The organism is Streptomyces beihaiensis (genome assembly GCF_026274175.1).
Taxonomy (GTDB): Bacteria; Actinomycetota; Actinomycetes; order Streptomycetales; family Streptomycetaceae; genus Streptomyces; species Streptomyces beihaiensis.
The window spans coordinates 1-26,658 of the sequence record NZ_JAPHNL010000240.1 but is presented as its reverse complement, the minus strand read 5'-3'; the positions used below and the strand labels follow the sequence as shown (position 1 = coordinate 26,658).

The 26,658-nt window shown below is 68.1% G+C and carries 22 protein-coding genes and 1 pseudogene; 18 read left to right on the top strand and 5 right to left on the bottom strand.

What is annotated here, in order from left to right; genetic code table 11:
• Positions 1-126: 126 nt before the first annotated feature.
• From OFY01_RS18785 to OFY01_RS18770, 4 genes are all read left to right on the top strand, one after another.
• A complete protein-coding gene (locus OFY01_RS18785; RefSeq protein WP_266601389.1) occupies positions 127-1,230 on the top strand; it encodes a S8 family serine peptidase in 1,104 nt (367 codons plus the stop codon).
• A gap of 126 nt (positions 1,231-1,356) precedes the next feature.
• Positions 1,357-1,689 (top strand): WXG100 family type VII secretion target, encoded by a 333-nt coding sequence (locus tag OFY01_RS18780; RefSeq protein WP_266601387.1) that lies wholly within the window; start codon positions 1,357-1,359, stop codon positions 1,687-1,689.
• 73 nt (positions 1,690-1,762) lie between these two features.
• Complete coding sequence (locus tag OFY01_RS18775) at positions 1,763-2,065, top strand: WXG100 family type VII secretion target (protein ID WP_266601384.1); 303 nt, start codon at positions 1,763-1,765, stop codon at positions 2,063-2,065.
• Between the two features lie 426 nt (positions 2,066-2,491).
• Positions 2,492-3,691 carry an outer membrane protein assembly factor BamB family protein gene (locus OFY01_RS18770; protein WP_266601382.1) on the top strand — a complete coding sequence of 400 codons (1,200 nt, stop codon included), beginning with the start codon at positions 2,492-2,494 and terminating at the stop codon, positions 3,689-3,691.
• 274 nt (positions 3,692-3,965) lie between these two features.
• On the opposite strand, the pseudogene OFY01_RS32815 reads toward OFY01_RS18770, so the two are convergent.
• Positions 3,966-5,012 (bottom strand): annotated as a pseudogene (locus OFY01_RS32815) (IS630 family transposase).
• A 417-nt stretch (positions 5,013-5,429) separates the two neighbouring features.
• Between OFY01_RS32815 and OFY01_RS18750 the strand changes: the two are divergent.
• The 4 genes from OFY01_RS18750 to OFY01_RS18735 all read left to right on the top strand — a co-directional run bounded on the left by OFY01_RS18750 (position 5,430) and on the right by OFY01_RS18735 (position 9,073).
• A complete protein-coding gene (locus tag OFY01_RS18750) occupies positions 5,430-5,909 on the top strand; it encodes a flavodoxin family protein (RefSeq protein ID WP_266601376.1) in 480 nt (159 codons plus the stop codon).
• Positions 5,910-5,967: 58 nt separating this feature from the next.
• Positions 5,968-6,195: a hypothetical protein gene (locus OFY01_RS18745; RefSeq protein ID WP_266601374.1), complete on the top strand. Its 228-nt coding sequence runs from the start codon at positions 5,968-5,970 to the stop codon at positions 6,193-6,195.
• A gap of 160 nt (positions 6,196-6,355) precedes the next feature.
• Positions 6,356-7,513 (top strand): ParB/Srx family N-terminal domain-containing protein, encoded by a 1,158-nt coding sequence (locus OFY01_RS18740; protein ID WP_266601372.1) that lies wholly within the window; start codon positions 6,356-6,358, stop codon positions 7,511-7,513.
• A gap of 201 nt (positions 7,514-7,714) precedes the next feature.
• Positions 7,715-9,073 carry an endonuclease/exonuclease/phosphatase family protein gene (locus OFY01_RS18735; protein WP_266601370.1) on the top strand — a complete coding sequence of 453 codons (1,359 nt, stop codon included), beginning with the start codon at positions 7,715-7,717 and terminating at the stop codon, positions 9,071-9,073.
• An 87-nt stretch (positions 9,074-9,160) separates the two neighbouring features.
• On the opposite strand, the gene OFY01_RS18730 is transcribed toward OFY01_RS18735, so the two are convergent.
• The gene (locus OFY01_RS18730) at positions 9,161-9,508 is read right to left on the bottom strand and encodes a DUF397 domain-containing protein (RefSeq protein WP_266601368.1); all 348 of its coding nucleotides are present in this window, start codon (positions 9,506-9,508) and stop codon (positions 9,161-9,163) included.
• A 121-nt stretch (positions 9,509-9,629) separates the two neighbouring features.
• Between OFY01_RS18730 and OFY01_RS18725 the strand changes: the two genes are divergently transcribed.
• A complete protein-coding gene (locus OFY01_RS18725; RefSeq protein ID WP_266601366.1) occupies positions 9,630-9,839 on the top strand; it encodes a hypothetical protein in 210 nt (69 codons plus the stop codon).
• A gap of 84 nt (positions 9,840-9,923) precedes the next feature.
• Here OFY01_RS18725 and eccCa read toward each other — a convergent pair whose 3' ends face one another.
• Entirely contained in the window at positions 9,924-13,922 is a 3,999-nt protein-coding gene (eccCa, locus tag OFY01_RS18720) for a type VII secretion protein EccCa (protein WP_266601364.1), read from the bottom strand.
• A 340-nt stretch (positions 13,923-14,262) separates the two neighbouring features.
• Between eccCa and eccD the strand changes: the two genes are divergently transcribed.
• The 6 genes from eccD to OFY01_RS18690 all read left to right on the top strand — a co-directional run bounded on the left by eccD (position 14,263) and on the right by OFY01_RS18690 (position 21,445).
• Complete coding sequence (gene eccD, locus OFY01_RS18715) at positions 14,263-15,795, top strand: type VII secretion integral membrane protein EccD (RefSeq protein WP_266601439.1); 1,533 nt, start codon at positions 14,263-14,265, stop codon at positions 15,793-15,795.
• Between the two features lie 184 nt (positions 15,796-15,979).
• Complete coding sequence (gene rpsO, locus OFY01_RS18710; RefSeq protein ID WP_266601362.1) at positions 15,980-16,267, top strand: 30S ribosomal protein S15; 288 nt, start codon at positions 15,980-15,982, stop codon at positions 16,265-16,267.
• A gap of 327 nt (positions 16,268-16,594) precedes the next feature.
• A complete protein-coding gene (locus OFY01_RS18705; RefSeq protein WP_266601360.1) occupies positions 16,595-18,823 on the top strand; it encodes a polyribonucleotide nucleotidyltransferase in 2,229 nt (742 codons plus the stop codon).
• On the top strand, positions 18,820-20,199 hold the full coding sequence (locus OFY01_RS18700; RefSeq protein ID WP_266601358.1) for a M16 family metallopeptidase: 1,380 nt from the start codon (positions 18,820-18,822) through the stop codon (positions 20,197-20,199). Before OFY01_RS18705 ends, OFY01_RS18700 begins: the two co-directional genes overlap by 4 nt.
• Before the next feature lie 28 nt (positions 20,200-20,227).
• The gene (dapB, locus tag OFY01_RS18695; RefSeq protein WP_266601356.1) at positions 20,228-20,983 is read left to right on the top strand and encodes a 4-hydroxy-tetrahydrodipicolinate reductase; all 756 of its coding nucleotides are present in this window, start codon (positions 20,228-20,230) and stop codon (positions 20,981-20,983) included.
• A 9-nt stretch (positions 20,984-20,992) separates the two neighbouring features.
• The gene (locus OFY01_RS18690) at positions 20,993-21,445 is read left to right on the top strand and encodes a hypothetical protein (RefSeq protein WP_266601354.1); all 453 of its coding nucleotides are present in this window, start codon (positions 20,993-20,995) and stop codon (positions 21,443-21,445) included.
• A gap of 57 nt (positions 21,446-21,502) precedes the next feature.
• Here OFY01_RS18690 and OFY01_RS18685 read toward each other — a convergent pair whose 3' ends face one another.
• Positions 21,503-22,066 (bottom strand): hypothetical protein, encoded by a 564-nt coding sequence (locus OFY01_RS18685; protein ID WP_266601352.1) that lies wholly within the window; start codon positions 22,064-22,066, stop codon positions 21,503-21,505.
• A gap of 111 nt (positions 22,067-22,177) precedes the next feature.
• Positions 22,178-22,417, bottom strand: a complete 240-nt coding sequence (locus OFY01_RS18680) for a hypothetical protein (RefSeq protein ID WP_266601350.1) — start codon at positions 22,415-22,417, stop codon at positions 22,178-22,180.
• Positions 22,418-22,627: 210 nt separating this feature from the next.
• On the opposite strand from OFY01_RS18680, the gene thyX reads away from it, so the two are divergent.
• The 3 genes from thyX (at position 22,628) to OFY01_RS18665 (ending at position 26,308) form a co-directional block, all read left to right on the top strand.
• On the top strand, positions 22,628-23,368 hold the full coding sequence (thyX, locus tag OFY01_RS18675; RefSeq protein WP_266601348.1) for an FAD-dependent thymidylate synthase: 741 nt from the start codon (positions 22,628-22,630) through the stop codon (positions 23,366-23,368).
• A 202-nt stretch (positions 23,369-23,570) separates the two neighbouring features.
• On the top strand, positions 23,571-24,470 hold the full coding sequence (gene dapA / locus OFY01_RS18670; RefSeq protein ID WP_266601346.1) for a 4-hydroxy-tetrahydrodipicolinate synthase: 900 nt from the start codon (positions 23,571-23,573) through the stop codon (positions 24,468-24,470).
• 152 nt (positions 24,471-24,622) lie between these two features.
• Positions 24,623-26,308: a ribonuclease J gene (locus OFY01_RS18665; RefSeq protein WP_266601344.1), complete on the top strand. Its 1,686-nt coding sequence runs from the start codon at positions 24,623-24,625 to the stop codon at positions 26,306-26,308.
• Positions 26,309-26,658 lie beyond the last annotated feature (350 nt).

Sequence of the window (26,658 nt, the reverse complement as noted above, 5' to 3'; positions counted from 1 at the left end):
GCGAGGCGTGTGCCGAGACGGCTGTCTGTGGTCGGCCTTGCTCTTACAGCCGTGGCGGTTGCCTCAGGAGTCGCTCCGGCTGCCGCTGCGGGCGATGTCCAGGCGAAGCAGTGGTACTTGAATGCTATGGACGCCAACGCCATCTGGAAGGTCAGTACAGGCAAGGGCGTCAAGGTCGCGGTAGTCGACACGGGCGTCAACTCGAGCACGTCGTCCCTGAAGGGCCAGGTGCTTCCGAACCCGGGTTCCGGCGACATCGCGTATCACGCGACGAAGGACTACAACGGCCACGGAACCTCGATGGCGGAGATCATCGCCGGTACCGGCAACGGCGGAGGTATCAAAGGGCTCGCCCCGGGTGCCAAGATTGTTCCTTATCGCATTGTGTTGAAACAGTTGACGGACAAGCAGGAGAAGAAGCGGACCGCTACGCCTGCCGCAGCCGTCAGGGCGGCTGCCGACAGTGATGCACAGATCATCAACATGTCGTTCGGGCAGAAAATGATTGACCCCGATATGCAGGCGGCGATCAAGTACGCCTCGTCCAAAGGTAAGTTGATGTTCGCCGGTGTCGGCAACGACGCAGGAACAAACAACTTCATCGACTATCCGGCCGCGTATGACGGCGTGGTGGGCGTATCTGCGGCAGATGAGTCCGGCAAGGTATCAAAGTTCTCGGAGCACGGAGCCTACGTGGACCTTGCTGCGCCTGGCCAGAACATGCCCATCTGGTGCGATGCCTCATTCAAGTCGTACTGCGACAAGGGCGAGGGAACCAGTGTTTCCACTGCGATCGCCTCTGCCTCTGCGGCTCTGGTCTGGTCTGCTCACCCGGGCTGGACGGCCAACCAGGTTCTGCGCGTACTCCTTGACACTGCAAGCCGCAGTTGGCCAAAGAGCCAGCCAAGCAACTACCTCGGCTACGGCCTGATCCGTCCGGCGCGCAACCTGCTCCACGGCGAGGGCAAGCCGGGGGCCGCGGACGTGGACCCGATCTCCAACGAGAAGACACCAGAGCCCGGTTCCAGGCCGGCTACCGACCCCCCTACTTCTGCATCAGGCTCGTCACAGCCCACGCAGAAGGCTTCAGACGTTTCGACCGAAGCGGCAGGATCGGAGTCGAGGTCCTCAAGCGGTAGTAACAAGTTGTGGCCTGCTCTCGTAGCTGTCGCCGCCTTGGTCGTGCTTGGAGGCGGGGGATGGGCAGTGTGGCGGGCTCGACGCACCTGATGAGACTTTCAACCGTGGATCCCTGTGTTTCTTGGCTGGACCACGGGGGAGCGGCTCAAGCCCCCGACGGGGGCGCGGGCCAGTGCAATTTCGATCTAGAAACACACAGAGGAAGGCAGGCGCAGGATGGCTGGCGAGCAGAGGCTTGAAGATGCCGCGGTAGTCGCGCTTGAGCGGCAGATGTCCGACAAGTACGACGGTATCCGGAAGCGTGCACACAACCTTCAGGGCGTCATCGACGGGCTCGAGGGTCAGTGGGCTGGTATCGGACGCGCAGAGTTCGACAAGAAGCAGTATGAGATCAACGAGTCTCTCCGGAACATCGGTGGAATCCTCACCGAGGTCATGGAGGCCATGAACAAGGCGCGCCACATCAAGAACACGACCGAGGACCAGGTTCGCGCGTCCGTGTCGAAGATCGACCCCTACGACGGTGCGTCCTCGCTGAGCAGCTACTGAGAGCCGTTGCGGCGAAGTCGCCGGTTTTTCAGCACTCAGCAGATAGGCACGAGGGAAACGAGGTAAAGGACACATGAGCGGTCGTAACGCCGACGGACTGCACGTAGTCTACGCGGGGCTCGACTCTGCTGCGACGACTATCGGAAACGAGGGTAAGGCTCTCGAAGCCGACCTTGAGGAGCTGAAGCAGCTCGTCAAGAAGAGCCACCAGTACTGGGAGGGTGTGTCTGCAGAGGAGTTCCACCACAAGCTGCAGCGGTGGGACACGCAGGCACGGCACATTCACGAGGCGATCACCAAGATCGGCCACGCCGTGCACGAGGCCCACGGTCACTACCAGGGTGGCGACAAGAAGGCGGCTAGCTACTTCGAGTAGAAGCTGTGGGATTTCTTCTTTCAGGGTGGGTGCCGAATTGGAGGCACCCACCCTGTGGTTTTTCGATACTAGTGATGCAGGAATGATTTGGAACGCGGTATGGCTGGTGCGGTGGAGTCGCTAAGCCTGGTCGCAGATCATGAATGATGAGGGCTAATGACCTTTGGGCCACCACCGTCGCTGTATACCCAGTCACAACAGGTAGCCGCACAGCGCAGGCAGAAGCGTCGAAGAATCTGGGGTGCGATAACCCTGGCTGTAGCCGTTGTCGTGTGTGCCGGAAGCTGGCTACTGTGGGCGCAGAATACAAAGGAAAGCTCTTCGGGTGAGATTGCCAAGCGTACGACTGCTCGGCAGGCGTCAGATGCGATTAGAGAGACTGTGGAAGGTCCGCCGAAGGGGGGCGCTGGCCACCTGGTTGCCTCGGTGACTACAAAGGAATTGCAGCCGAAACAAGGTCAAGCGACGCCTGGGACCTGGGCTACTGGCAAGACGCTTGTCAAAGGCAGGTACGACAAGCTTGAAGCAGAGAACATATCCGACGACACAGACGCGTGGGTCAAAGTACTGCCGGGGCCCATTTGTGGGACCACGCCTTTGGTCACGGTTGATGGCCGGACGGCTGTTCTTTTCAAGGATCGACACCATGGAGACGTGTGCAACCAGGTTGCTCTGATCGACCTTGATACCGGCGAAAAGACTTGGCAGGCTACCTTTCCAGGTCGCGCAAAAATGGGCTACACAGACACCCCGACAACTGTGACGATGGCTCGCGGCGTTGTTCTTGTTTCTTGGCAGGGCAAGGGAGCCGCAGCGTACGACATGCAGAGTGGGGAGAAACTCTGGATGAGGCGCACCGCACCGGACTGTGCGAACTGGGGATTTTCAGGTGACCGCGGCATCCTGGTCGTGGATGAGTGCACGCCGTCGGGTAGTGATTCCGACCGTTTCCGAGTGCAGAAGCTAGAGCCGCGCTCTGGTCGCGTGAAGTGGACTTACAAGGCGGACGAAGGCATCCAGTGGGTTTCTCTGATCTCTAGTGATCCGCCTGTCCTTGGTGTCGGTGCCGGGGAAGCCGACGTGACTGACCTCATTTCACTCGATGAGCGGGGCAAGTATCGCACGACTATCCGCCTCGACGGCGGGCACTACAAGGTCAATTGCGATACGTTCCTTGTCGACCGCTGTTCTCGGGTCGTAGTGGGCGACGGGCAGGCTTTCATCACCAGCGAAGATGATCTCGTAGGTGCTGGGCATGCCACGAACTGGGTGGTTGGGTTCGATTTGGCCACGGGGAAGAGTCGCGTAAAGTTTGATGCTGGTGACGACCAGCTGCTGCATCCGATCCGCATGAGTGGGAACAAGCTGCTGGCGTACAAGTCTAGCTACGACAACTATGCACCACAGTCTCTGGTCAGCCTGGACCCGGCCAGCGGGAAACAACGCGAATATTTCTACTTCGCTGTCTCCAGTGAGAATATTCCGTTGACTTATGCCGATAATCTCAGCGATGTAATCGTTGAGGACGGCCGAATCTTCTTCGGTGCCCACTCGGTTGAAGGACGTGGGAAGAAGGGGGATCCGTCACTGGTCACAACGGCGTTCGGTATTGGGCGTGCGGGTTGACCATGCGTTCGCCCGGGAAATTGATGTCGGCTTCTGCCCCTCTGCTCAGTCTCGGCAGGCGTCGGCGGCCGGTCGTGGTAGCGGCACCCAGGCGCGGGTGTCGCCTCCCGGTTCATACGAGAGAGTGAGCTCACTGAGCCCTTTCCAATCTCCCGCGTCAGCTGGAAAGGTGGAATGACAGACAGATGAAGCCCCTGGTAGATGCGTTTTCGACTAAGAGAACCATGTCCATCAGAGGCTTCGTATGCTTCTGAACTTGAATTCGTGATGTCGGTCAGTCATCCGTGATCAGGTCGGTGCCGGCCAGGTCTGGGCGGTACTGGATCTGCTTGAGCCTCCGCTTGACGGCCTGGGTGATCTGGCTGAGGTCGGCCGCGGCGAGGTTGCCGATCTCGCGCTTGACCAGCGACCAGATGCCCTCTTGAGGGTTCAAGTCCGGTGCAAGCTTGGAAGCTGGAAGACGGTGAGCCAGTCCGCGTGGGCGGCGATGAAGTCGCGCATCGGCTCGACCAGGTGCATCCGCAGGTTGTCCCACACGAGCACGATCGGGCCGCCGAGCTGGATGTGAGCCCGGACCAGCAGATCGCGCAGGTCACGCCAGCCGACGCCCTTCGGCTCACCTTTGCGGCCCCGGTACTCGCGGGCCGAGTAGAACATCCGGGACCGTTTCCCCGGCTTGAAGCAGGTCAGCCCGGCCATGGACACCCGGCCCGAGCCCCGGCCACGGACCCGGACCACCGGCGTTGCGCCCCTGCGTCCCCAGCTTCTCGCTCGCGGCGGCGTCATCGACTGCCCGGCTTCGTCCTCGAAGACGATCCAGCCGTCACACGCCGCCGCGGTGCTCTTACCCGCGGCCAGGTCTCCTTCCTCCACACCTCGACCGCCGCATCGTCACGCTCGATCGCCCGCCGGGCGGGCTGCTGCCAGGACCAGCCGTGCCGCTTCAGCAGGAGCCAGGTGCCCTCCACCGTGCAGCTCACGTGGAACAGCCGGCCGATCAGCGTCTTGATCCGTGCAAGTGTCCACCGCTGGTCGGCCCAGCCGTGGACCAGCGGCCCACGCTCCAACTCCCGCTCCAGCCTCGCGATCTGCGCTCGCTGAGCCTCGGCCGCCCCGGCGATCCCTTCGACAGGACACCCACGTCGCCGCACTCGCGCCACTGGCGCCGCCACCGCTCCACGGACCGCTCACTGACCCGGAGCGCGGCAGCGATCTCCCTGTTCTTCTGTCCGCCCTCGAAGCGTTCCACGGCCTGAAGCCGCCCCCGCTCCCTCGCGGCCCTCCCGGCGTCGGTCAACCCGCCGCCCTGCGCGTATCTCACGGTCCAGGGCTACCGGAGTGGACCGACCGCCGTCAGGCGAACGGCTTCGACATCACCCAATCAAGTTCAGTGGCCTGCGGCCTCATCTGCCGGAGGCGCCTCAAGAAGACCCGCTCTTGTTCCTGGTACGAGCGCTGGGGGACTTCGCGCGGCAGGGGAACTGGCCCACGAAGTGCGGCCCTGCCGAGAGGTGCTGCCTGCTTACCGCTGTCGGCCAGAAGCGTGTGTTCGGCGTGCCCGAGAGCGAGGTCGAAGCGCTGACCGGAGTGTGAGGGGAATGTGGTTGCCATCACACCTGCTGGTGTCACACTCGCAAGCCGTGCTCTGTTCTACAGAATGTGGCGCCGCGCAGCCCAACTGGCGACGCCATGGGCATGTTGACGGCACAACGGAGTCTGTGAAGGGCAGGGCATCACCATGAAAGCCTTGATCGTGTGCGTATCTGTGTCGCACGGCAACACATGGAAGGTCGCCGATGCGATGGGGCGCGTCCTCGACGCCTCGGTCGTCGCTCCGGAGGATGTCGACCCAGGAGAACTCGCGGGCTACGACCTCGTGGGGATCGGGTCCGGGATCTTCCGCATGGCCTTCCACCCGCGGCTGCGGGATTTCGTCCAGGGGCTGCCGCGGCGGGAAGAAGAGCGCCCTGATGCCTTCGTCTTCTCCACCAGCGGGCTTCCTGAGGCTCCGTTTCGGCCGTACACCCGACCGCTGGTGCGTGTGCTCGAGGAGAAGGGGTTTCCCGTCGTTGGCGCCTTCTCGTGCCGGGCGTGGGATACCTGGGCGCCGTTCAAGCCTGTGGGCGGGATCCGGAAGGGGCGACCCGACGAGGATGACCTTGCCGAGGCCCGGCTGTTCGCCCGAGGGGTGCGGGCTCGGTTCGGGTCCGCTACCTGACAGCGCACACGGGGCTTGGGCTCGTTGATCGAGCACGTCCACCTCCTAGACTCGCCCGATGACCAACACCTACACATGCACCCAGTGCGGCACCGTCGGCCTGTCCGAGGGTTTCATCGAGGACGCCGGGCAGAACTCGCGCGGGTACGCGCGGTGGATCGAGGGCGCTTTGGAGCGGGGGATACTCGGGGGCGCCAAGCGGATGGGGCGGGCCTGGCGGCAGATCGAGGCTCACCGTTGCCCGAAGTGCGGGCACCTGGAGCTGTTCGCCACCACTGGTAACTAGGAAGGGCGGGCGTCGGCGCGTCGTTGCCTCGCGCGCCCTCGTTCACCCCTTGATCCCCGGAAGTTCGTATCGCTGCCGTTTCTCCGCCACGTATCTGCTGGAGCCTGACCGGCGGTGCGCGACTGACGGATGACACCGGGGACGACGAGGGGCGACGGCAATGCGGACGAACAAGGCGAGCGAGGCGCGCAACCCGGATGAGACGCGCGAGTCGGGTGAGGCGCGCCAGTTGGGTGAGGCGAACAAGCAACGCAAGACGAGGAACCTGGGTGCGACCCTCTCCGCCCTCGCCCTGCCCACACTCGTCGGCATCGTCGCAGGCACCGTCCCCGCGGCCGCAGCCCCGACCGCCCCGACCGGCAAACCGTCCTTCTGCCACCACGACCACCGCCACACGCCGAACTCCCGGTATCTCTGCGCCCGGGCCGGAGACCTGCTGAAGATCCGCATCGGGGACGTGCACCCCACCCAGACGTCCGTCGGCTACGACGAGATCTACTACAAGCTCGGCCGCTACACGCTGGGCAAGGACAAGGTCAACAAGCGGTTCGACGACTGGTGCGAGGCGAACGGGCAGGGTGGCGCGGCCGCCGCGCGGCCCGACGCCCGGCTGTCCGACCCTTCCACCTTCACCTGCGAGATACCGAAGGGGCAGGAGAACGACGACAGCCTCGCCGAGATGAAGACCGTGGTGATCGGTCCGGGCGGGACCCCGTACCTCACCGACGGGCACCACACCCTCACCGCGTTCGACGAGATCGCCGGACCGGACGTCACCATCCGCGTACGCGTCCAGGCCAACCTGAGCACCCTGCCCCGCCGACGGTTCTGGTCCGAGATGGAGCGCCACCACTGGGTCTGGCTGCGCGACGCGAACGGTGACCCGGTCGGCGTCAACAAGCTCCCCACCCACCTCGGTCTGCGCGACATGACGGACGACCGGCTCCGCGGCCTCGTCTACTTCGCCAAGGGGATCGGCTACGACTCGCCGACGGCGACGTACGCGAAGTTCCACTGGGCGAACTGGCTGCGCGGCTCCTCGGCCGAGGTCGACCTGTCGACCTGGAAGCGGGACGACTTCGCGAGCTACCTCGACACCGTGCGTCAGGTGAGCCGGGCGCAGAGCGCGCTCTCCCCGCAGGCCGTGGTCGACGGCGGTGCCACCGCTTCCGACCTCGGAGCCCTGAAGGAGTGGAACGAGGGCAAGGCGGCCGGCAAGGGGGCCTTCGGCAAGCTCTCGAGGCTCTACGGCGACGACAAGCCGGGCAAGCTCGCGTACGCGATCGAGTACAGGAAGGTCCACGGGATCGCTGATTGAGACGGCCCGCGCCACAACCGCGCTTCCGCACCCGCGGCGGGGGAAGGAGAAGGGGAAGGGAGCGGGCGAGGAGCAGCGGGGTTGTGGCCGGCGGCCGATCTTTTTGCGGTGAATTAACCGCCGATCCCTTGTCGGCTCCGCGTCTACGCGCGAAGAATCCCGAGCGGCAACCGCCCGCCCATCCACAGGAGTTGGACGCCCATGACCGATGATCGCCTCCCGCTCGGGCCGACCGGCCGCCCGGCCCGCCGGGCCACCCTCACCGGCCTCACGGGTCTCGCCACCGGCGCCGCCCTCACCGCGCTCGCGGCCGGAAACGGCACCGCGTACGCCGCCGCCCCGGCCCGGTCCGGGCAGTCCGCACAGCTCGCACAGCCCGCACGCCCCGCCCGGCACCACGGACACGGCCGCGGCCCCAGCGTTCGCTTCGCCACCTTCAACACCTCGCTCAACCGGCCCACCCAGGGCGGCCTCCTCAAGGACCTGGCCACCCGGACCGACGCGCAGGCGAAAGCCGTCGCCGAGATCGTGCAGCGGGTGCGGCCCGACGTGATCCTGCTGCAGGAGTTCGACTACGACTCCGGGCACGAGGCCCTCGCGCTCTTCGAGCGGCACTACCTCGGGGTCGCCCAGCACCCCGGCGTCGCCCCGCTCCACTACGGTCACCGGTTCCTCGCCCCGGTCAACACCGGTGTCCCGACCGGCATCGACGTCGACGGGCGCAACGGCGCCGTCACCACGCCGGGATCGGGCGCGTACGCCGACGACTGCTACGGATACGGACTGTTCCCGGGACAGTACGGCATGGCGGTGCTCTCCCGGTTCCCGATCGACGTCCGCCGCGTGCGCACCTTCCAGAAGTTCCTGTGGCGGGACATGCCGGGCAACGCGATCCCCGACGCGTACTACACCGACGCCGCCCGCCAGATCCTGCGTCTGTCGTCCAAGAGCCACTGGGACGTGCCGATCCGTATCGGTGGCGAGCGCGTGCACTTCCTCGTGGACCACCCGACGCCGCCCGTGTTCGACGGGCCCGACGACCACAACGGTCACCGCAACCACGACGAGATCCGCTTCTGGGCGGACTATGTGCGGGGCGGCCGCACCGCCTCGTACATCTATGACGATCTGGGCGACCGGGGCGGGCTGTGCCGCGACGAGTTGTTCGTCGTCGCCGGTGACCACAACGCCGACCCGTACGACGGCGACTCCTACGAGCACGCCATCCGCCAGCTCCTCGACAGCGACCGGGTCAACCTGCCCGCCGTACCGCCCGCGAGCGCGGGTGGCGTCGAGGCCGCGGCGCTGCAGGGCGGCGCCAACGCGGGGCAGTCGGGCAACCCCGCCTACGACACGATCGACTCGAGGGACAACGGGCCGACCGCGCCCGGCAACCTCCGCCTCGACGTGGTGCTGCCCTCACACGGTCTCGAACCGGGGGACAACGGTGTGTTCTGGCCGACGACCGACAGCGACCTGTACCGGCTGACCGGCGACGGGAAGACCGTCGTCAGCTCCGACCACCGGCTGGTGTGGCAGGACATGCGCGTCGCGCGTTGAACCCCGCCGCCGCTTGCACGTATGTGGGGCCCAGGCCGGAGACGACCTGGGCCCCACGTACGTGTGTACGTGTGCGAGTGTTCGCGGTTACGGCTGGTCCGCCGCCAGGCCGCCGTTGTGCGGGGCGGGCTCCAGGTCGAACTCTCCGTCGCGCGCGCCCAGGACGAACGCCGTCCACTCCGCCTCGGTGTAGCGCAGGACCGTCTCCGGCTCCAGCGACGAGCGCATCGCGACGGCGCCGCCCGGCAGATACGCGATCTCGACCCGCTCCTCGTGCTCCTCGGTGCCGGGGGCGCAGTGCCACTCCACGTCGGAGATGTCCAGTGCGTACAGCTCGTTCTTCTCGCGTTCCTTGCGGGCCTTGATCTCCTCAGGGGTCTCCTGGGCCCCCCGGCGCTCCTGGGGAGTCTCCTGCTGTTCCTGAGCATCTGCCATGGTGGCGGGCCCCTTCCTGACGAGCGAAACGCGCTCCACGTGCGAACGAACTGTGGCGTCAGACTACTTGGCCGGTGTCCCGCGCCGCTCCGGAAACAGGGCACCCCGTACTGTCGTGCGCATGACTTTCCTGCAGGTGCACACGGACGTCGCGGCTCGCGGTTACCACCATCACTTCTTCCACCACAGTTACCACCACAGCCACCACCACTACGGTTCCGGCTCCGGTGGGTCCGGTGACATCGGGCCGTGGTTCTGGCTGGTCGTCATCTTCCTGGTCGCCCTGTGCGTCTGGCTCGCCGTGCGCGGCCGAAACGGCGGCCGGGACTGACCCGCCGGCGGCAGGTCGGTCCCGGTCACGTTTGTGGCGCTCGGTGCTTCCGCGTCGGCGGCCTCCCGCGTCGGCGGCGTGGCGTCAGTAGTCCTGCTCCACCTGCCCGATCTGGACGAGCGGCCGTCCGCTCTTGCGCGACACGAACGTGCCGCGGCCGGGCGGCATCGCGCGCGGGCGGACGCCACCGAGCAGGTCGCCCTCGTTCGGGTCACCCGCCAGCACCACGCCTTGCGCGCCGAGTTCCTTCATGCGCTGCATGAACGCCTCGTAACCCGCGCGGCCCGCGCCCGCCGTCGAGCGCGCGATGATGAAGCGCACGCCCACGTCCCGTGCGAACGGGAGGAGTTCGGTCAGGCCCGACAGCGGGTTGCCGCTGGACGTCGACACCAGGTCGTAGTCGTCGATGACGACGTAGACCGTCGGCCCGCGCCACCAGCTGCGGTCGCGCAGCTGCTGGGCCGTCACGTCGGCCGTGGGCGTACGGCGCTGCATCAGGTCCTGCAGTGCGTTCATGTGGTGGTCCATCTGGTTCGACATCGGGATGTACTCCGCCAGGTGTGAGCGCGGAGTGACGTCGAGCAGCGAGCGGCGGTTGTCGACCACGAAGAGCTTGCAGGTGTCGCCGCTGTAACGCTGCGTCAACTGCTTGATGAGCAGCTTCAGCAGGTTGGACTTACCGGACTCGCTCTCACCGAAGATCATGAAGAACGGGTCCTGCTCGAAGTCCACGAACACCGGCTCAAGGTTGTCCTCGTCGAGCGCGAACGCGATACCCCGCTCCGGGAACCGGTCGCCCGGCGGCAGCTGCCGCGCGGGGAACTCGCGCGGCAGCAGCCGCACCGCGGGCGCGCCCGGCTGCGTCCAGTGCCGGGACACCTCATTGGCCAGCGCCGACGTGGCCTCCGCGAGGTCCGTGTCGGAGGACAGGCCGTCGATTCGCGGAACCGCCGCCATGAAGTGCTGCTTCTGCGGGGTCTGGCCACGCCCCGGCACACCCGTCGGCACGTTGGCCGCGACCTTGCGGTCGAACTCGGAGTCCATCGTGTCCCCGAGACGGAGTTCGAGGCGGTTCATGAGGTGGTCCTTCATGTTCGCCCGGACCTCCATGGAGCGCGAGGCCGTGACGATCACGTGGATGCCGTAGCCGAGACCGCGGGCCGCGATGTCCAGGACCAGCGGCTCCAACGCCTCGTAGTCGGTGCGGAAGTTGCCCCAGCCGTCGACGACCAGGAACACGTCGCCCCAGGGCTGGTCGGTCATCGAGATCTCGCCGCGCGCGCGTCGTGCCCGGAAGTCGGCGATCGAGGCGATCCCGGCCGTGCGGAAGTACTCCTCCCGGCGGGTCAGGATGCCGTAGACCTCGGACGCTGTGCGGCGCACCTTCTCCGGGTCGAGACGGGAGGCCACACCACCCACGTGCGGCAGCCCCTCGACGGCCGCCATGCCGCCGCCACCGAAGTCAAGACCGTAGAACTGCACTTCCTGAGGTGTGTGGGTGAGCGCGAACGACGCGATGATGGTGCGCAGCAGCGTCGACTTGCCGGACTGCGGACCACCGACGATCTGCATGTGTCCCGCCGCGCCGCCGTAGTCGATCCACAGCGGGTCGCGGCGCTGCTCGTACGGCTTGTCGACGAGGCCGACCGGGACGATCAGGCGGCCCGCGCCCTCGTAGCCGGGCTGGGTGAGGCCGCGGCCCTGCACCGGGGCGAGGCCCGGCAGCAGCGAGTCGAGCGACGGCGGGCTGTCCAGCGGCGGCAGCCACACCTGGTGCGCGGAGGGGCCCTGCGCCTCCAGGCGCCGCACGATCACGTCCAGGACGGTGTCGGCGAGGGCGTCGTCCTTCTGGCCCTTGGCCGCGGCAGCCGCCTCACCCCCCTCTCCGTCCCGCTGCTGCGGCAGCTGCTTGTACTGGACCGGGACCTGGGCGGCCGTGAACAGCACGGGCCGCCGGTCCACCGGCAGCGGGCCGCCGGGCGTGGCGACCTGGGTCGCCGAGCCCGTGCGGTACACGCCGGAGACGTACGCCGCCTTGAAGCGGACCATTTCGTCGGTGCCGAACTTCAGGAAGCCGGAACCGGGCACGTTCGGCAGTTCGTACGCGTCCGGGACGCCGAGCGCGGCGCGCGACTCGGCCGCCGAGAAGGTGCGCAGGCCGATGCGGTAGGAGAGATACGTCTCCAGGCCGCGCAGGCGGCCCTCCTCCAGGCGCTGCGAGGCGAGCAGCAGGTGCACGCCGAGCGAACGGCCGATGCGGCCGATCTGCACGAACATCTCGATGAAGTCCGGCTTCGCCGTCAACAGCTCGGAGAACTCGTCGATCACCAGGACGAGTGACGGGATCGGCTGGAGCGGGGCACCGGCCGCGCGCGCCTTCTCGTAGTCGTGGATGTTCGCGTAGTTGCCCGCGTCGCGGAGCATCTCCTGGCGGCGGTTGAGTTCACCGCGGATCGAGTCACCCATGCGGTCGACGAGGGTGAGGTCGTCCGCCAGGTTGGTGATCACGGCCGCGACGTGCGGCATCTGGGACATGCCCGCGAACGTCGCGCCGCCCTTGAAGTCCGCGAGCACGAAGTTCAGCGTCTCCGAGGAGTGGGTGACCGCGAGGCCGAGCACCAGGGTGCGCAGCAGCTCCGACTTGCCGGAACCGGTGGCGCCGACACACAGGCCGTGCGGGCCCATGCCCTCCTGGGCGGCCTCCTTGAGGTCGAGCATGACGGGCGCGCCGTCCTCGCCGACACCGATCGGCACGCGCAGCCGCTCGGCCTGCGAGCGCGGTCGCCAGGTGCGCTTGGTGTCCACCGAGGCCGCGTCGCCCAGGTTGAGCAGGTCCGTGAACTCCAGGTTGGCGAGGAGCGGCTGGTCGTCGCTGTCACCGCCCGACGCCATGCGCAGCGGCGCCAGCTGCCGGGCCAGCGCGTCAGCGGCCTCGTACGAGAGCACGTCGGGCACGCCCTCGTAGACCATGCCCTGCGCCGATTCCAGGTGCAGCATCGTCGGGTGGACGACGATGGACAGGTCGCCGCGGCCGGTGTGGAGGTCGCCGGGCACGATCTCGACGACCGTCACGCTCTGCAGGCCCTCGGGGCTGGCGAACAGCGAGGTGGGCGGCGGAGAGACGCCGTCGAGCACGATCACCAGGTGCGGCTGCTCGGGGACCGGTGGGCCGCCGGGGTGGAAGCGCGGCCGCCCTTCCAGGCGCGAGGCGAGGAGTTCCTCGAGCTCCATCGGATCCGTGGTGATCAGGCGGCGGGTGCCCGCTCCGTCCGAGAAGCCCGGCGCCTGCGTGTGCGGCAGCCACTTGGCCCACTCCCACTCGGGTGCGCTCTGCCGCCCCGCGGCGACGGCGATCACCAGGTCCTCGGGTGAGTGCAGCGAGGCGAGCGACGCGGCGAGGGCGCGGGCGGTGCCGCGCACGGTCGTCGGTTCACCGCTCACCGTCACGTGGTAGAAGGCGCGCAGCGAGACCGCCATCGGCAGGTCGTCAAGAGTGGCGTGCGCGGCCAGGAAGCGCTGCATCGCGCCCGCCGTGAGCGGCTCCAGCTCGTCGACCGGGGCGGTCTGCGGCGGAACCAGGGGAGTGGCCAGGCCCTGCGCGCCCAGGCCCACGCGCACCTGCGCGAAGTCCGCGTCGCCGGAGCGCCGCTCCCACACCCGGCTGCCCTCGGCGACCAGCGCCCACAGCTGGTCGGGCGAGGGGTGCAGGTAGTACTGCGCGTCGCGCTGCTTGCGCGCCGTGTCGACGGCCTCGCGCCGGGTCTGCCCCAGGTAGCGCAGATAGTCGCGGCGCATGTCCGCCATCTGCCCCTGGTTGCCGCGGCGGTAGCGGACCAGCATGGCGATGCCCATGGAGATGGTCGACGCCACCATGACCATGCCCATGATCCGCATGAACGGCGGAGACGAGGGGTTGAAGAAGAACACCACCGAGCCGGCCATGCCCAGCATGGGCAGGATCTGCATCAGGGCGCCCTCTTGCTGCCCGCGCGGCAGCTCCGGCGGCGGCTGCAGCACCACCTCTTCCGTGGGCACCTCGGACGGCAGTGCCCGAGGCGGGCGCTTGACGACGATGTGGCTCACTCTGCACCAATTCCCTTGCCGGACCGAGATTTTCCCGTCCGCCGCCCCGTGTCAGGCGGACGTCGATCGCGGTTCGCGATCCTACTGACAACCACGGACAACGGCGGGCGGTAGGGTGCCGGGGATACACGTGAGCAGGTGCGGTCCGGCCCGGGAAATTCGGGCAAAACATATGGTTTCGGAGCGCGTTCGTCGCCTCCGCCTCCGGGCGGGAGGGTGCGTGTGACCGGCCCACAGGGGCGCACCGTACAACGTGCACAGGATCTTTACAGGCGGATGCGCACGGACGAGCTCTCGCAGCAGACGAGCCTTCACAACAAGGGGGAACAGACAGGTGAGCATGACGGCCTCCGCGCCGGGCGGCCGGACCGGCGGATCGGGCTCCACGGCCCCCGCAGGGGCGGGCACGGGCCTCGGCTTCTGCCGCGTCACCATCGTGGCGCCCGACAGCCGCATCGACGTGGCACTGCCCGACGACGTCCCGGTCGCCGACCTCTACCCCGAAATCCTGCGGCTCTCCCGGCAGAGCCCCGCCGAGAGCGCCCCCGTCGGCTACCACCTGGTACGCCGCGACGGCACCGTCCTCGACGGCGCCCGCTCCTTCGCCGCGCAGCGCATCCTCGACGGTGAGCTGCTCACCCTGCGGCCGTTCGCCGAGTCGCTGCCGCCCGCCGTCTTCGACGACGTCTCCGAGGCCGTCGCCTCCGCCGTGACCAAGGACCGCTCCCTGTGGAGCGGTGACCTCACGCGCGCGGCGGGCCTGGTGGCCGGGGGCGTACTGCCCGCCCTGATCGCCTTCGTGGCGTGGAGCTCGCAGATCACCAGCCTCCACGTGCGCCACGACATGCACGGCCTCCAGGGCATCCTCGCCGCCGTCGCCGGTCTCCTCCTGGTGACGCTGGCCTGCGTACGCGCGCGCGTGTACGACGACCGCGGCTCGGCGGTCGCCCTCGGCCTGGGCGCCCTGCCGAACGTGGCGGTCGCGGGCTCCGGCCTGCTGCCGCTCGCCGACGGGCAGGGCATCGGCCGCCTCCAGTTCCTGCTCGCCTGCGCGGCCGTCCTGGTCGCCTCCGTGGTGCTCACCCTGGTGTCGCCCGGCGGCGACGGGCCGTTCGTGGCGTTCGTCTTCGCGTCGCTCATCGGCCTGCTCACGACCTTCGTCGCGATCCTCACCCACCTCAGGCCCATCGAGACGGCCGCCGTCTGCGCCCCGCTCGCGGTCAGCGCCCTCGCCTTCCTGCCCGGCCTGTCCATGCGCTTCGCCCGGCTGCCCATCGGCTTCGACCCGCCCAGCCAGGGCCGCGCCGGCTACGAGACCACCTTGGAGCCCGCCGGCGCGCACGAGGTCATCGACGCCGACCGTGTCGCCGCGCAGGCGCGCCGCGGCCACGAGCTGCTCGTCGGCCTGGTGGGCGGCTGCGCCCTGGTCTCCGTGGGCGCCTCGATCGTCCTGGGCTTCTCCAGCGACGTATGGGCGCAGCTGCTCGCCCTGGCCACCGGTGTCGCCCTGCTGATGCGGGCCCACCTGTTCCGCTACACGGCGCAGGTGGGCGCCACACTCGCCGCGGGCCTCGCCGCCCTGATCTTCCTCTGTCTCGGTCTCGCGCTCCACCCGCCGTACAGCTACGTGCACGACGCCCTGCTCAAGCACGACACGACCGGTCTGGACATCCGCTCGGTCTGGATCACCGCCGCCATCGGCGCGGCCACCGCCCTGGTCACCGCGATCGGACTGGTCACCCCGCGGCGCGGCGTCACCCCGTTCTGGGGTCGCTTCCTGGAGATCGCCGAGACCTTCGTGCTGCTCACGCTCATCCCACTCGCCCTCGCCGTCTTCGACGTGTACACGTCGGCGCGGGCCATGACCAGCTAGGAGGGCCGCCTGGTCGGGAGCGCGTCCGGCGGCTGGTACTGTGGGTGACGGCCGTTTGTGTACGCGCTCCCGGAGCATCTGGGAGCAGCGCCCAGCGGATCCCCGCCTCCCGAGTCATGGAAGCTCCCCTGAGAAGTGGACCAGGGGCACTCGGTGGCTTTGAAGAACACTACGAGGAGTACGCGTGGCTCTCGACGCCGCTACGAAGAAGCAGATCATGACCGAGTTCGCGACCAAGGAGGGCGACACCGGCTCCCCCGAGGTCCAGGTCGCCATGCTCTCGCGCCGCATCTCGGACCTGACCGAGCACCTCAAGACGCACAAGCACGACCACCACTCCCGCCGTGGTCTGCTGATCCTGGTCGGCCAGCGTCGCCGCCTGCTGCAGTACCTGGCCAAGAAGGACATCCAGCGCTTCCGTACGCTGGTCGAGCGCCTCGGTATCCGTCGTGGTGCGGCCGGCGCCCGATAAGACGCCGTGAAGGGAGCGGTTCCCACTTCGAGGGGGCCGCTCCCTTTGCTGTACGTGCGCACTGTCACAGGCGCTTTGTAGTCTGGTGCCGTACGCATACCCCTCGAGAACAACCAGTACGCGAGACACGAGTACACGCATACGCGAGAAGCGCACCCGCGCCGCCGCCGGTCCTCGGTAGTGGCCCCCGGAGACGCAAGTGGATCCCCGGGTGCTTCGATCGAAGACCGGCCCGCAACCACGGCGCGCTTCTCCACCAAGCCCCTCCGCCACACGGGTGGCGGGGCAAAAGACGAAATCAGACGAAAAGTAACGGAGAACACGCTAGTGGAGAACGAGACCCACTACGCCGAGGCCGTCATCGACAACGGCTCCTTCGGCACCCGCACCATCCGCTTCGAGACGGGCCGCCTGGCCCGCCAGGCCGCCGGCTCGGCCGTCGCCTACCTCGACGACGACACCATGGTGCTCTCGGCCACCACGGCCTCGAAGAACCCCAAGGACCAGCTCGACTTCTTCCCCCTGACGGTGGACGTCGAGGAGCGGATGTACGCCGCCGGCAAGATCCCCGGCAGCTTCTTCCGTCGTGAGGGCCGGCCCTCCGAGGACGCGATCCTCACCTGCCGCCTCATCGACCGCCCGCTGCGCCCCTCCTTCAAGAAGGGCCTGCGCAACGAGATCCAGATCGTCGAGACGGTCATGGCGCTCAACCCCGACCACCTGTACGACGTCGTGGCGATCAACGCCGCGTCCGCGTCCACGCAGCTGGCCGGTCTGCCCTTCTCCGGCCCGATCGGCGGCACCCGTGTCGCGCTGATCAACGGCCAGTGGGTCGCCTTCCCGACGCACACCGAGCTCGAGGACGCCGTCTTCGACATGGTCGTCGCCGGTCGCGTCCTGGAGGACGGCGACGTCGCGATCATGATGGTCGAGGCCGAGGCCACCGAGAAGACCATCGAGCTGGTCAAGGGCGGCGTCCAGGCGCCGACCGAGGAGGTCGTCGCCGCCGGTCTCGAGGCCGCCAAGCCCTTCATCAAGGTCCTGTGCAAGGCCCAGTCGGACCTGGCCGCCAAGGCCGCCAAGCCCGAGGGTGAGTTCCCGATCTTCCTGGACTACCAGGACGACGTCTTCGAGGCGCTGACCGCCGCCGTCAAGCCCGAGCTCGCCCAGGCGCTCACCATCGTCGGCAAGCAGGAGCGCGAGGCGGAGCTCGACCGCGTCAAGGCGCTCGCCGCCGAGAAGCTCCTGCCGGAGTTCGAGGGCCGCGAGAAGGAGATCTCCGCCGCGTACCGCTCCCTGACCAAGTCGCTGGTGCGTGAGCGCGTCATCAAGGAGAAGAAGCGCATCGACGGCCGCGGCGTGACGGACATCCGCACGCTCGCCGCCGAGGTCGAGGCCATCCCGCGCGTGCACGGCTCCGCCCTGTTCGAGCGCGGCGAGACCCAGATCCTGGGCGTCACCACCCTCAACATGCTCCGCATGGAGCAGCAGCTGGACACCCTCTCCCCGGTGACCCGCAAGCGCTACATGCACAACTACAACTTCCCGCCGTACTCCACCGGCGAGACCGGCCGCGTCGGCTCCCCCAAGCGCCGCGAGATCGGCCACGGCGCCCTCGCCGAGCGCGCGCTCGTGCCGGTGCTGCCGACGCGCGAGGAGTTCCCGTACGCGATCCGCCAGGTGTCCGAGGCCCTCGGCTCCAACGGCTCGACGTCCATGGGCTCGGTCTGCGCCTCCACCATGTCGCTGCTCAACGCCGGTGTGCCGCTGAAGGCTCCGGTCGCCGGTATCGCCATGGGTCTGATCTCCCAGGAGATCGAGGGCGAGACGCACTACGTGACCCTCACCGACATCCTCGGTGCGGAGGACGCCTTCGGCGACATGGACTTCAAGGTCGCCGGCACCAAGGAGTTCGTGACCGCCCTCCAGCTGGACACCAAGCTCGACGGCATCCCGGCCTCCGTCCTGGCCGCCGCCCTCAAGCAGGCCAAGGACGCCCGCCTCCACATCCTCGACGTGATGATGGAAGCGATCGACGTCCCCGACGAGATGTCCCCGAACGCGCCGCGGATCATCACCGTGAAGATCCCGGTCGACAAGATCGGCGAGGTCATCGGCCCGAAGGGCAAGATGATCAACCAGATCCAGGAGGACACCGGCGCCGACATCACGATCGAGGACGACGGCACCATCTACATCGGTGCCGCCGACGGCCCCTCCGCCGAGGCCGCCCGCACCACGATCAACGGCATCGCCAACCCGACCATGCCGGAGGTCGGCGAGCGCTACCTGGGCACCGTCGTGAAGACGACGACGTTCGGCGCGTTCGTGTCGCTGCTGCCGGGCAAGGACGGTCTGCTGCACATCTCGCAGATCCGCAAGCTCGCCGGCGGCAAGCGCGTGGAGAACGTCGAGGACGTCCTCGGTGTGGGCCAGAAGGTCCAGGTCGAGATCGCCGAGATCGACTCGCGCGGCAAGCTGTCCCTGATCCCGGTCCTCGACGACGAGGACGGCGAGGACAAGGGCGCGGACAAGAAGGACGACGCCGACAAGTGACGTCCCGTAGCACCGAGGCGACGGCCCGCACCTCTTCGGAGGGGCGGGCCGTCGCCCGTACCCAAACTCTGATCAAGGGCGCCAACGGCATCGGCACCGTCCGCAGGACCACCCTCCCGGGCGGCCTTCGCATCGTCACCGAGACCCTGCCCTCCGTCCGCTCCGCCACCTTCGGCATCTGGGCCCACGTCGGCTCCCGCGACGAGACACCGACGCTCAACGGCGCGACGCACTACCTGGAGCACCTGCTCTTCAAGGGCACCTCCCGCAGGAGCGCCCTCGACATCTCCGCGGCCATCGACGCGGTCGGCGGCGAGATGAACGCGTTCACCGCCAAGGAGTACACGTGCTACTACGCGCGCGTGCTCGACACCGACCTGCCGCTCGCCATCGACGTCGTCTGCGACATGCTGACCGGCTCGCTCATCGCCGAGGAGGACGTCGACGCGGAGCGCGGCGTGATCCTCGAAGAGATCGCGATGACCGAGGACGACCCGGGCGACTGCGTGCACGACCTGTTCGCGCACACCATGCTCGGCGACACGCCGCTCGGCCGCCCGGTCCTCGGCACGGTCGACACGATCAACGCGCTGAGCCGCGGCCAGATCGCCCGCTTCTACAAGAAGCACTACGACCCCCGGCACCTGGTCGTCGCCGCCGCGGGCAACGTCGACCACGCCAAGGTCGTACGCCAGGTCCGCGCGGCCTTCGAGAGGGCGGGCGCGCTCGACGGCGCCGACGCGGCACCCGTCGGCCCGCGCGCCGGTAGCAAGCGCCTGCGCGCGGCGGGGCGCCTGGAGCTGCTCGACCGCACGACCGAGCAGGCTCACGTCATCCTCGGCATGCCGGGCATCGCCCGCACCGACGACCGCCGCTGGGCCATGGGCGTGCTCAACACGGCGCTCGGCGGTGGCATGTCCTCGCGCCTGTTCCAGGAGGTCCGGGAGAAGCGCGGCCTGTCGTACAGCGTGTACTCGTACACGTCGGCGTTCGCCGACTGCGGCCTGTTCGGCGTGTACGCGGGCTGCCGCCCCAGCCAGGTGCACGACGTGCTGAAGATCTGTCGCGACGAGCTCGACCAGGTCGCACAGCACGGCCTGAGCGACGACGAGATCCGCCGTGCGATCGGCCAGCTCTCCGGCTCCACGGTCCTCGGCCTGGAGGACACCGGCGCGCTGATGAACCGTATCGGCAAGAGCGAGTTGTGCTGGGGCGAGCAGATGTCGGTCGACGAGATGCTCGAGCGCATCGCCGGGGTGACCCCGGACGAGGTGCGCGAGGTCGCCCGCGACATCCTGGGACAGCGCCCGTCCCTGTCGGTCATCGGCCCGCTCAAGGACAAGCAGGCGGCACGCCTGCACGAAGCGGTCGCGTAACACCTCGCACGTAAGGAACTGGGAGAACATGAGCAAGCTGCGCGTGGCGGTCCTGGGTGCCAAGGGCCGCATCGGCTCCGAGGCCGTCAAGGCGGTGCGGGCCGCCGACGACATGGAGCTGGTCGCCGCACTCGGCCGCGGGGACGACCTCAAGACGCTCGTCGAGTCCGGCGCCCAGGTCGCCGTCGAACTGACCACGCCCGACTCGGTGATGGAGAACCTGGAGTTCTGCGTCACCCACGGCATCCACGCGGTCGTCGGCACGACGGGCTGGACCGAGGACCGCCTCGCGCAGCTGAACGAGTGGCTCGCGGCCTCCCCGGAGACGGGCGTCCTGATCGCCCCGAACTTCTCCATCGGTGCCGTTCTGACCATGAAGTTCGCCGAAGCGGCGGCGCCCTACTTCGAGTCCGTGGAGGTCGTCGAGCTGCACCATCCCAAGAAGGTCGACGCCCCGTCCGGCACCGCCGCGCGCACGGCCCAGATGATCGCCGCCGCGCGGGCGAAGGCGGGCAGCCCGGCCATGCCCGACGCGACGGCCACGGCCCTCGACGGGGCGCGCGGCGCGGACGTGGACGGCATCCCGGTCCACTCCGTCCGGCTGCGTGGCCTCCTGGCCCACCAGGAGGTCCTCCTAGGCGGTGAGGGCGAGACGCTGACCATCCGGCACGACTCGCTGCACCACAGCAGCTTCATGCCGGGCATCCTGCTCGGCTCCCGCAAGGTCGTGACGACTCCCGGTCTCACCTTCGGCCTGGAACACTTCCTCGACCTGAACGGCTGAGACCGAGCGATGCGCGCGAAGATCACGTATGCCGTCACGGCCGCCGTCCTGGTCGTCTACTTCGTCCTGGCCGGCGACCGCGGCGTCATGCTCATCCAGCAGGGCACGGCGCTGACCATCACCTTCGGTGTCTCCGTGCTGGTCATGCCGCTCATCGGCAGCTGGTTCCTGTGGGCGAACACCCGGTTCGTCACCAAGGCCAACCGGCTGGCCCGGCTCCTGGAGGCGGAGGGCGGACTGCCCGTCGACGAGCTCCGCCGCGACGAGTACGGGCGCATCGACCGGGACTCCGCCGACGAGGTCTTCGCCCGTCGCAAGGCCGAGACGGAGGACGCGCCGGGCGACTGGCGCTGCTGGTTCCGCCTCGCCGTCGCCTACCGGGACGCCCGCGACACGCCACGCGCGCGCAAGGCGATGCAGCGCGCGATCGCACTGCAAGAGGGTCGCACGCCGATGGCCTGACGGCGAGGTCGGCGGAAGCGAGGGAAACGAGAAAGGGGCAGCGACCGGTACGAGCGGTCAGCGGCGCGGCCGGTACTCGTCGGCCCACGCCTCGACGCTGTCGGCGGCGCGGTCAAAAGCCTCGAAGCGGCCGAGAAAGTCCGCGTTGTGAGTGGTGAGCAGCGTCGTCTGCTCGTCCTGCCGATCACGCCGTACGAGCACGAGCGCCTGGCCCTGCACGGTGCGCGGCAGCCCGAGCCAGCGCACCGGCTGCTGGACCGTGCGCGCGGACGTGACTCGCCCCCAGTCGACCGTCTGCGTCGAGAAGAAGGCGACGTGCCGCAGCCCGCGGGAGTTGACCCAGGTCCCCATCCGCAGCGCGCGCACGGCCACGGCGATGATCACCACCGCGAGCCCACCGCAGAGCGCGGCCGCGGGCACGTCCCGGGCGAGGGCGATGATCACCGCGGCGGACAGCACGTACGAGGCGAGCAGCAACAAGAGGGCGGCGGCACCGACGCGGTACGGCCCCGGGCGGTACGGCCGACGCCACTGGTCACGGTCGTCGAAGGGCAGCGCGGTGGAGGCGCTTTCATCGGATCCGCCGAAATCACGGTCGGCCGTCAGGAAGGGCAGGGGCACGACGGGTCCTCACTCGATCCACGCTGATGGGGCTTGTGCCCGGTGAGGCTACCCAGGCCCGCCGCACCCTTCCAGTCGGGCGGGCCAAGGGGGTATGTCGCCGACGCCGTGTCACCGGCCGTCGGCCGCCTCCGACTGCTGTACGTGCGCGGGGGACGGGTCGGAGGAGAGCGCGGGCATCGCAAGGAGCAGGGAGCCCACGAGCCCCGCGACGACCGTCAGCCCGACCAGGGCACGGCCGGCTATCTGCCCGGCCGACGGCCGCTCGCGCTCCGGTGGCGCCACATTGCTGCGGAACTTGTCGGCTTCAGCGACGAAGGCGAACGGTACGGGCTCGCGCCGACGAAACATGGGACTCGCTTCTCCTCAACGGACTCGAACGAAGTGTGTTCATCTACACAGACGCGCGAACGCACCAAAAGGTGCCCTCTTTCTCCGAATTCACCGAAGTTCGTTGTCTTCGCAGCGGATTGTCGTGAGGAGCGCGCGATGACCGGTTGTCAGTGCGGGCCCGTAGAGTGGGCGCCGCCCGAGCGAGATGATGGGAAGGACCCCCAAGCCGTGACCGAAACCCCTGCCGAAGACCTCAAGCCGACGTTCCGAGGCGATGTCACCGTCGAGCTGGTCAAGCACACCGCCGGCGACGCGGACGTGCTCTTCGCGGCCCGTGTCTCGACGCTGGGCGAGCAGTCCCTCGACGAGCTGTCGAAGGACCCCGAGCGCTCCAAGGGCCTCATCAACTACCTGATGCGCGACCGGCACGGCAGCCCGTTCGAGCACAACTCGATGACCTTCTTCATCAGCGCCCCGATCTTCGTCTTCCGCGAGTTCATGCGGCACCGCGTCGGCTGGTCGTACAACGAGGAATCGGGCCGCTACCGGGAGCTTGACCCGGTCTTCTACGTGCCGGACGCCGACCGCAAGCTCGTCCAGGAGGGCCGCCCGGGCAAGTACCGCTTCGTGGAGGGCACGCAGGGCCAGCAGGAGCTGACGTCGCGCGTGATGGAGGACTCCTACCGCCAGGCGTACGAGGCGTACCAGGAGATGCTGGCGGCGGGCGTGGCCCGCGAGGTCGCGCGCGCGGTGCTCCCGGTGGGCCTGTTCTCGTCGATGTACGCGACGTGCAACGCACGCTCGCTGATGCACTTCCTCGGTCTGCGTACCAAGCACGAGCTCGCCAAGGTGCCGTCCTTCCCGCAGCGTGAGATCGAGATGGTCGGCGAGAAGATGGAGGCGGAGTGGGCCAGGCTCATGCCGCTCACGTACGCGGCGTTCAACGCCAACGGCCGGGTGGCGCCGTAGGACCTCCCGGTTCCAACATATGTACGGATGAGCCGTCCGAAGTGTCCGTATTGCAGCATTTCGTAAAGTTCATCTAGCCTGATCAAACGGACCCGGCACTGCTTGAACCCCCGAGCAGGCAGTGCCGGGCTCCACCTTTGTCGTGACTTGTCGCGTCCCCCGAGGGGGCACCTGACCGTGAGCAGCGAGTAGCGTGTTACCCATGGCTCCGACCTCGACTCCGCAGACCCCCTTCGGGAGGGTCCTCACCGCCATGGTCACGCCCTTCACGGCGGACGGCGCACTCGACATCGACGGCGCGCAGCGACTCGCCGCCCACCTGGTCGACGCAGGCAACGACGGCCTGGTCGTCAACGGCACCACGGGCGAGTCCCCGACCACCAGCGACGCGGAGAAAACCGATCTCGTACGAGCCATCGTGGACGCGGTCGGCGACCGCGCCCATGTCGTCGCCGGAGTCGGCACCAACGACACCCGGCACAGCATCGAGCTGGCCCACGCCGCCCAGCAGGCCGGCGCACACGGCCTCCTCACCGTCACGCCGTACTACAACAAGCCCCCGCAGTCCGGCCTGCTGCGTCACTTCACGGCGATCGCCGACGCCACCGACCTGCCCGTGATGCTCTACGACATCCCGGGCCGCAGCGGCGTACCGATCAACACGGACACGATCGTCCGTCTCGCCGAGCACCCGCGCATCGTCGCCAACAAGGACGCCAAGGGCGACCTCGGCCGCGCCAGCTGGGCCATCGCCCGCTCCGGCCTCGCCTGGTACTCCGGCGACGACATGCTCAACCTCCCGCTGCTCTCCGTCGGCGCATGCGGCTTCGTCTCGGTCGTCGGACACGTCGTGGCCCCCGAGCTGCGCGCCATGCTCGACGCGTACATCGCGGGCGACGTGCACAAGGCCACGGAGATCCACCAGAAGCTGCTGCCGGTCTTCACCGGCATGTTCCGCACGCAGGGCGTGATCACGACCAAGGCCGCCCTCGATCTCCAGGGCCTGCCCGCGGGCCCGCTGAGGCTGCCGCTCGTCGGGCTCACCGCCGAGGAAACCGCCCAGCTCAAGATCGATCTTGCCGCCGGCGGGGTACAGCTCTGACACAGACTTCAAAAAGCTCCACAACTGAATCAACAGAATCGATCAACTGAACAAGCAAGCAAGTAGAACCACCACAGACAACTGCTACTGCACGAAACGTCACGCGCGCCACGTGCCCACAGGTACGTGGCGTGTGTGGTGAGGAGAGTCTTTTGAGTCATCCGCATCCTGAACTCGGCGCCCCCCCGAAGCTTCCGAAGGGCGGCCTGCGCGTCACACCGCTGGGCGGCCTCGGCGAGATCGGGCGCAACATGACCGTCTTCGAGTACGGCGGCCGCCTGCTGATCGTCGACTGCGGAGTGCTCTTCCCCGAGGAGGAGCAGCCCGGAATCGACCTGATCCTGCCGGACTTCACATCCATCAGGGACCGCCTCGACGACATCGAGGGCATCGTCCTCACGCACGGGCACGAGGACCACATCGGAGGCGTCCCGTACCTCCTGCGCGAGAAGCCGGACATCCCGCTGATCGGCTCCAAGCTGACCCTCGCGCTGATCGAGGCGAAGCTCCAGGAGCACCGCATCCGCCCGTACACGCTCGAGGTGGCGGAGGGCGACCGCGAGCGCCTCGGCACCTTCGACTGCGAATTCGTCGCGGTCAACCACTCCATCCCGGACGCGCTGGCCGTCGCCATCCGTACCCCGGCCGGCATGGTCGTCCACACCGGCGACTTCAAGATGGACCAGTTGCCGCTGGACCGGCGCCTGACCGACCTGCCGACCTTCGCCAGGCTCGGCGAGGAGGGCATCGACCTTCTCCTCGCCGACTCGACCAACGCCGAGGTCCCCGGGTTCGTGCCGCCCGAGCGCGACATCTCGAACGTGATCCGAGGCGTGTTCGCCGGTGCCCGCAAGCGCGTCATCGTGGCCAGCTTCGCCAGCCACGTCCACCGCATTCAGCAGATCCTCGACGCCGCGCACGAGTACGGCAGGAAGGTGGCCTTCGTCGGCCGCTCGATGGTCCGCAACATGGGCATCGCCCGGGACCTCGGCTACCTGAAGGTCCCGGCCGGGCTCGTCGTGGACGTCAAGACGCTCGACGACCTGCCGGACGACGAGATCGTCCTGGTCTGCACGGGCTCGCAGGGCGAGCCGATGGCGGCGCTGTCCCGGATGGCCAACCGCGACCACCAGATCCGGATCGTCTCCGGCGACACGGTGATCCTGGCCTCGTCGCTCATCCCTGGCAACGAGAACGCGGTGTACCGCGTCATCAACGGCCTCACACGGTGGGGCGCCAACGTCGTCCACAAGGGCAACGCGAAGGTCCACGTCTCCGGCCACGCCTCGGCGGGCGAGCTCCTGTACTTCTACAACATCTGCAAGCCCAGGAACCTGATGCCGGTCCACGGCGAATGGCGCCATCTGCGCGCCAACGCCGAGCTCGGTGCCCTCACCGGTGTCCCGCACGACCGCATCGTCATCGCCGAGGACGGCGTCGTCGTCGACCTCGTCGACGGAAAGGCGAAGATCTCCGGCAAGGTCCAGGCGGGCTATGTCTACGTGGACGGCCTCTCGGTCGGCGACGTCGGCGAGCCGGCCCTGAAGGACCGCAAGATCCTCGGAGACGAGGGCATCATCTCCGTCTTCGCGGTCATCGACTCCAGCACCGGCAAGATCACGGCGGGCCCGCACATCCAGGCTCGTGGCTCCGGCATCGAGGACTCCGCGTTCGTCGCGGTGCTTCCCAAGATCACGGACGCCCTGGAGAAGTCGGCGCAGGACGGCGTGGTCGAGCCGCACCAGATGCAGCAGCTCGTCCGCCGCACGCTGGGCAAGTGGGTCTCCGACACGTACCGTCGGCGCCCGATGATCCTCCCGGTCGTCGTCGAGGTCTGACACGCGTGAGGAGCGGGGCGCCTCGATTTGCATCGCGGCGCCCCGCTCCAGTACGTTTACGGCTCCGCCTGAGGGAAACCCGTGCACGCATGTGCTCGGAGCCCCGCGACAGGCCGGAAAATCCGACATCAGATCCTCTGATAAAGTCGGTCCAGCCGAAGGGCAGTCGAAAGACCGCCGAAAGGCAAAGGCCCCTCCAACGGGTACCGGAAACAAATTCCGATCGGAAACGGAACGGAAAACGGATCTGGTAAGGTTGGAAACACCGAAGGGAAGCGCCCGGAGGAAAGCCGGAGACTGAAGGGTCTCGGTGAGTACAAAGGAAGCGTCCGTTCCTTGAGAACTCAACA

What these genes read in the sequence shown, in the direction of transcription:
- OFY01_RS18785 (WP_266601389.1), top strand. Translation starts at nt 127, where the DNA reads ATGGACGCCAACGCCATCTGGAAGGTCAGTACAGGCAAGGGCGTCAAG.
- OFY01_RS18780 (WP_266601387.1), top strand. Translation starts at nt 1,357, where the DNA reads ATGGCTGGCGAGCAGAGGCTTGAAGATGCCGCGGTAGTCGCGCTTGAG.
- OFY01_RS18775 (WP_266601384.1), top strand. Translation starts at nt 1,763, where the DNA reads ATGAGCGGTCGTAACGCCGACGGACTGCACGTAGTCTACGCGGGGCTC.
- OFY01_RS18750 (WP_266601376.1), top strand. Translation starts at nt 5,430, where the DNA reads ATGAAAGCCTTGATCGTGTGCGTATCTGTGTCGCACGGCAACACATGG.
- OFY01_RS18745 (WP_266601374.1), top strand. Translation starts at nt 5,968, where the DNA reads ATGACCAACACCTACACATGCACCCAGTGCGGCACCGTCGGCCTGTCC.
- OFY01_RS18740 (WP_266601372.1), top strand. Translation starts at nt 6,356, where the DNA reads ATGCGGACGAACAAGGCGAGCGAGGCGCGCAACCCGGATGAGACGCGC.
- OFY01_RS18735 (WP_266601370.1), top strand. Translation starts at nt 7,715, where the DNA reads ATGACCGATGATCGCCTCCCGCTCGGGCCGACCGGCCGCCCGGCCCGC.
- OFY01_RS18730 (WP_266601368.1), bottom strand. Translation starts at nt 9,508, where the DNA reads ATGGCAGATGCTCAGGAACAGCAGGAGACTCCCCAGGAGCGCCGGGGG.
- OFY01_RS18725 (WP_266601366.1), top strand. Translation starts at nt 9,630, where the DNA reads ATGACTTTCCTGCAGGTGCACACGGACGTCGCGGCTCGCGGTTACCAC.
- eccD (WP_266601439.1), top strand. Translation starts at nt 14,263, where the DNA reads ATGACGGCCTCCGCGCCGGGCGGCCGGACCGGCGGATCGGGCTCCACG.
- dapB (WP_266601356.1), top strand. Translation starts at nt 20,228, where the DNA reads ATGAGCAAGCTGCGCGTGGCGGTCCTGGGTGCCAAGGGCCGCATCGGC.
- OFY01_RS18690 (WP_266601354.1), top strand. Translation starts at nt 20,993, where the DNA reads ATGCGCGCGAAGATCACGTATGCCGTCACGGCCGCCGTCCTGGTCGTC.
- OFY01_RS18680 (WP_266601350.1), bottom strand. Translation starts at nt 22,417, where the DNA reads ATGTTTCGTCGGCGCGAGCCCGTACCGTTCGCCTTCGTCGCTGAAGCC.
- dapA (WP_266601346.1), top strand. Translation starts at nt 23,571, where the DNA reads ATGGCTCCGACCTCGACTCCGCAGACCCCCTTCGGGAGGGTCCTCACC.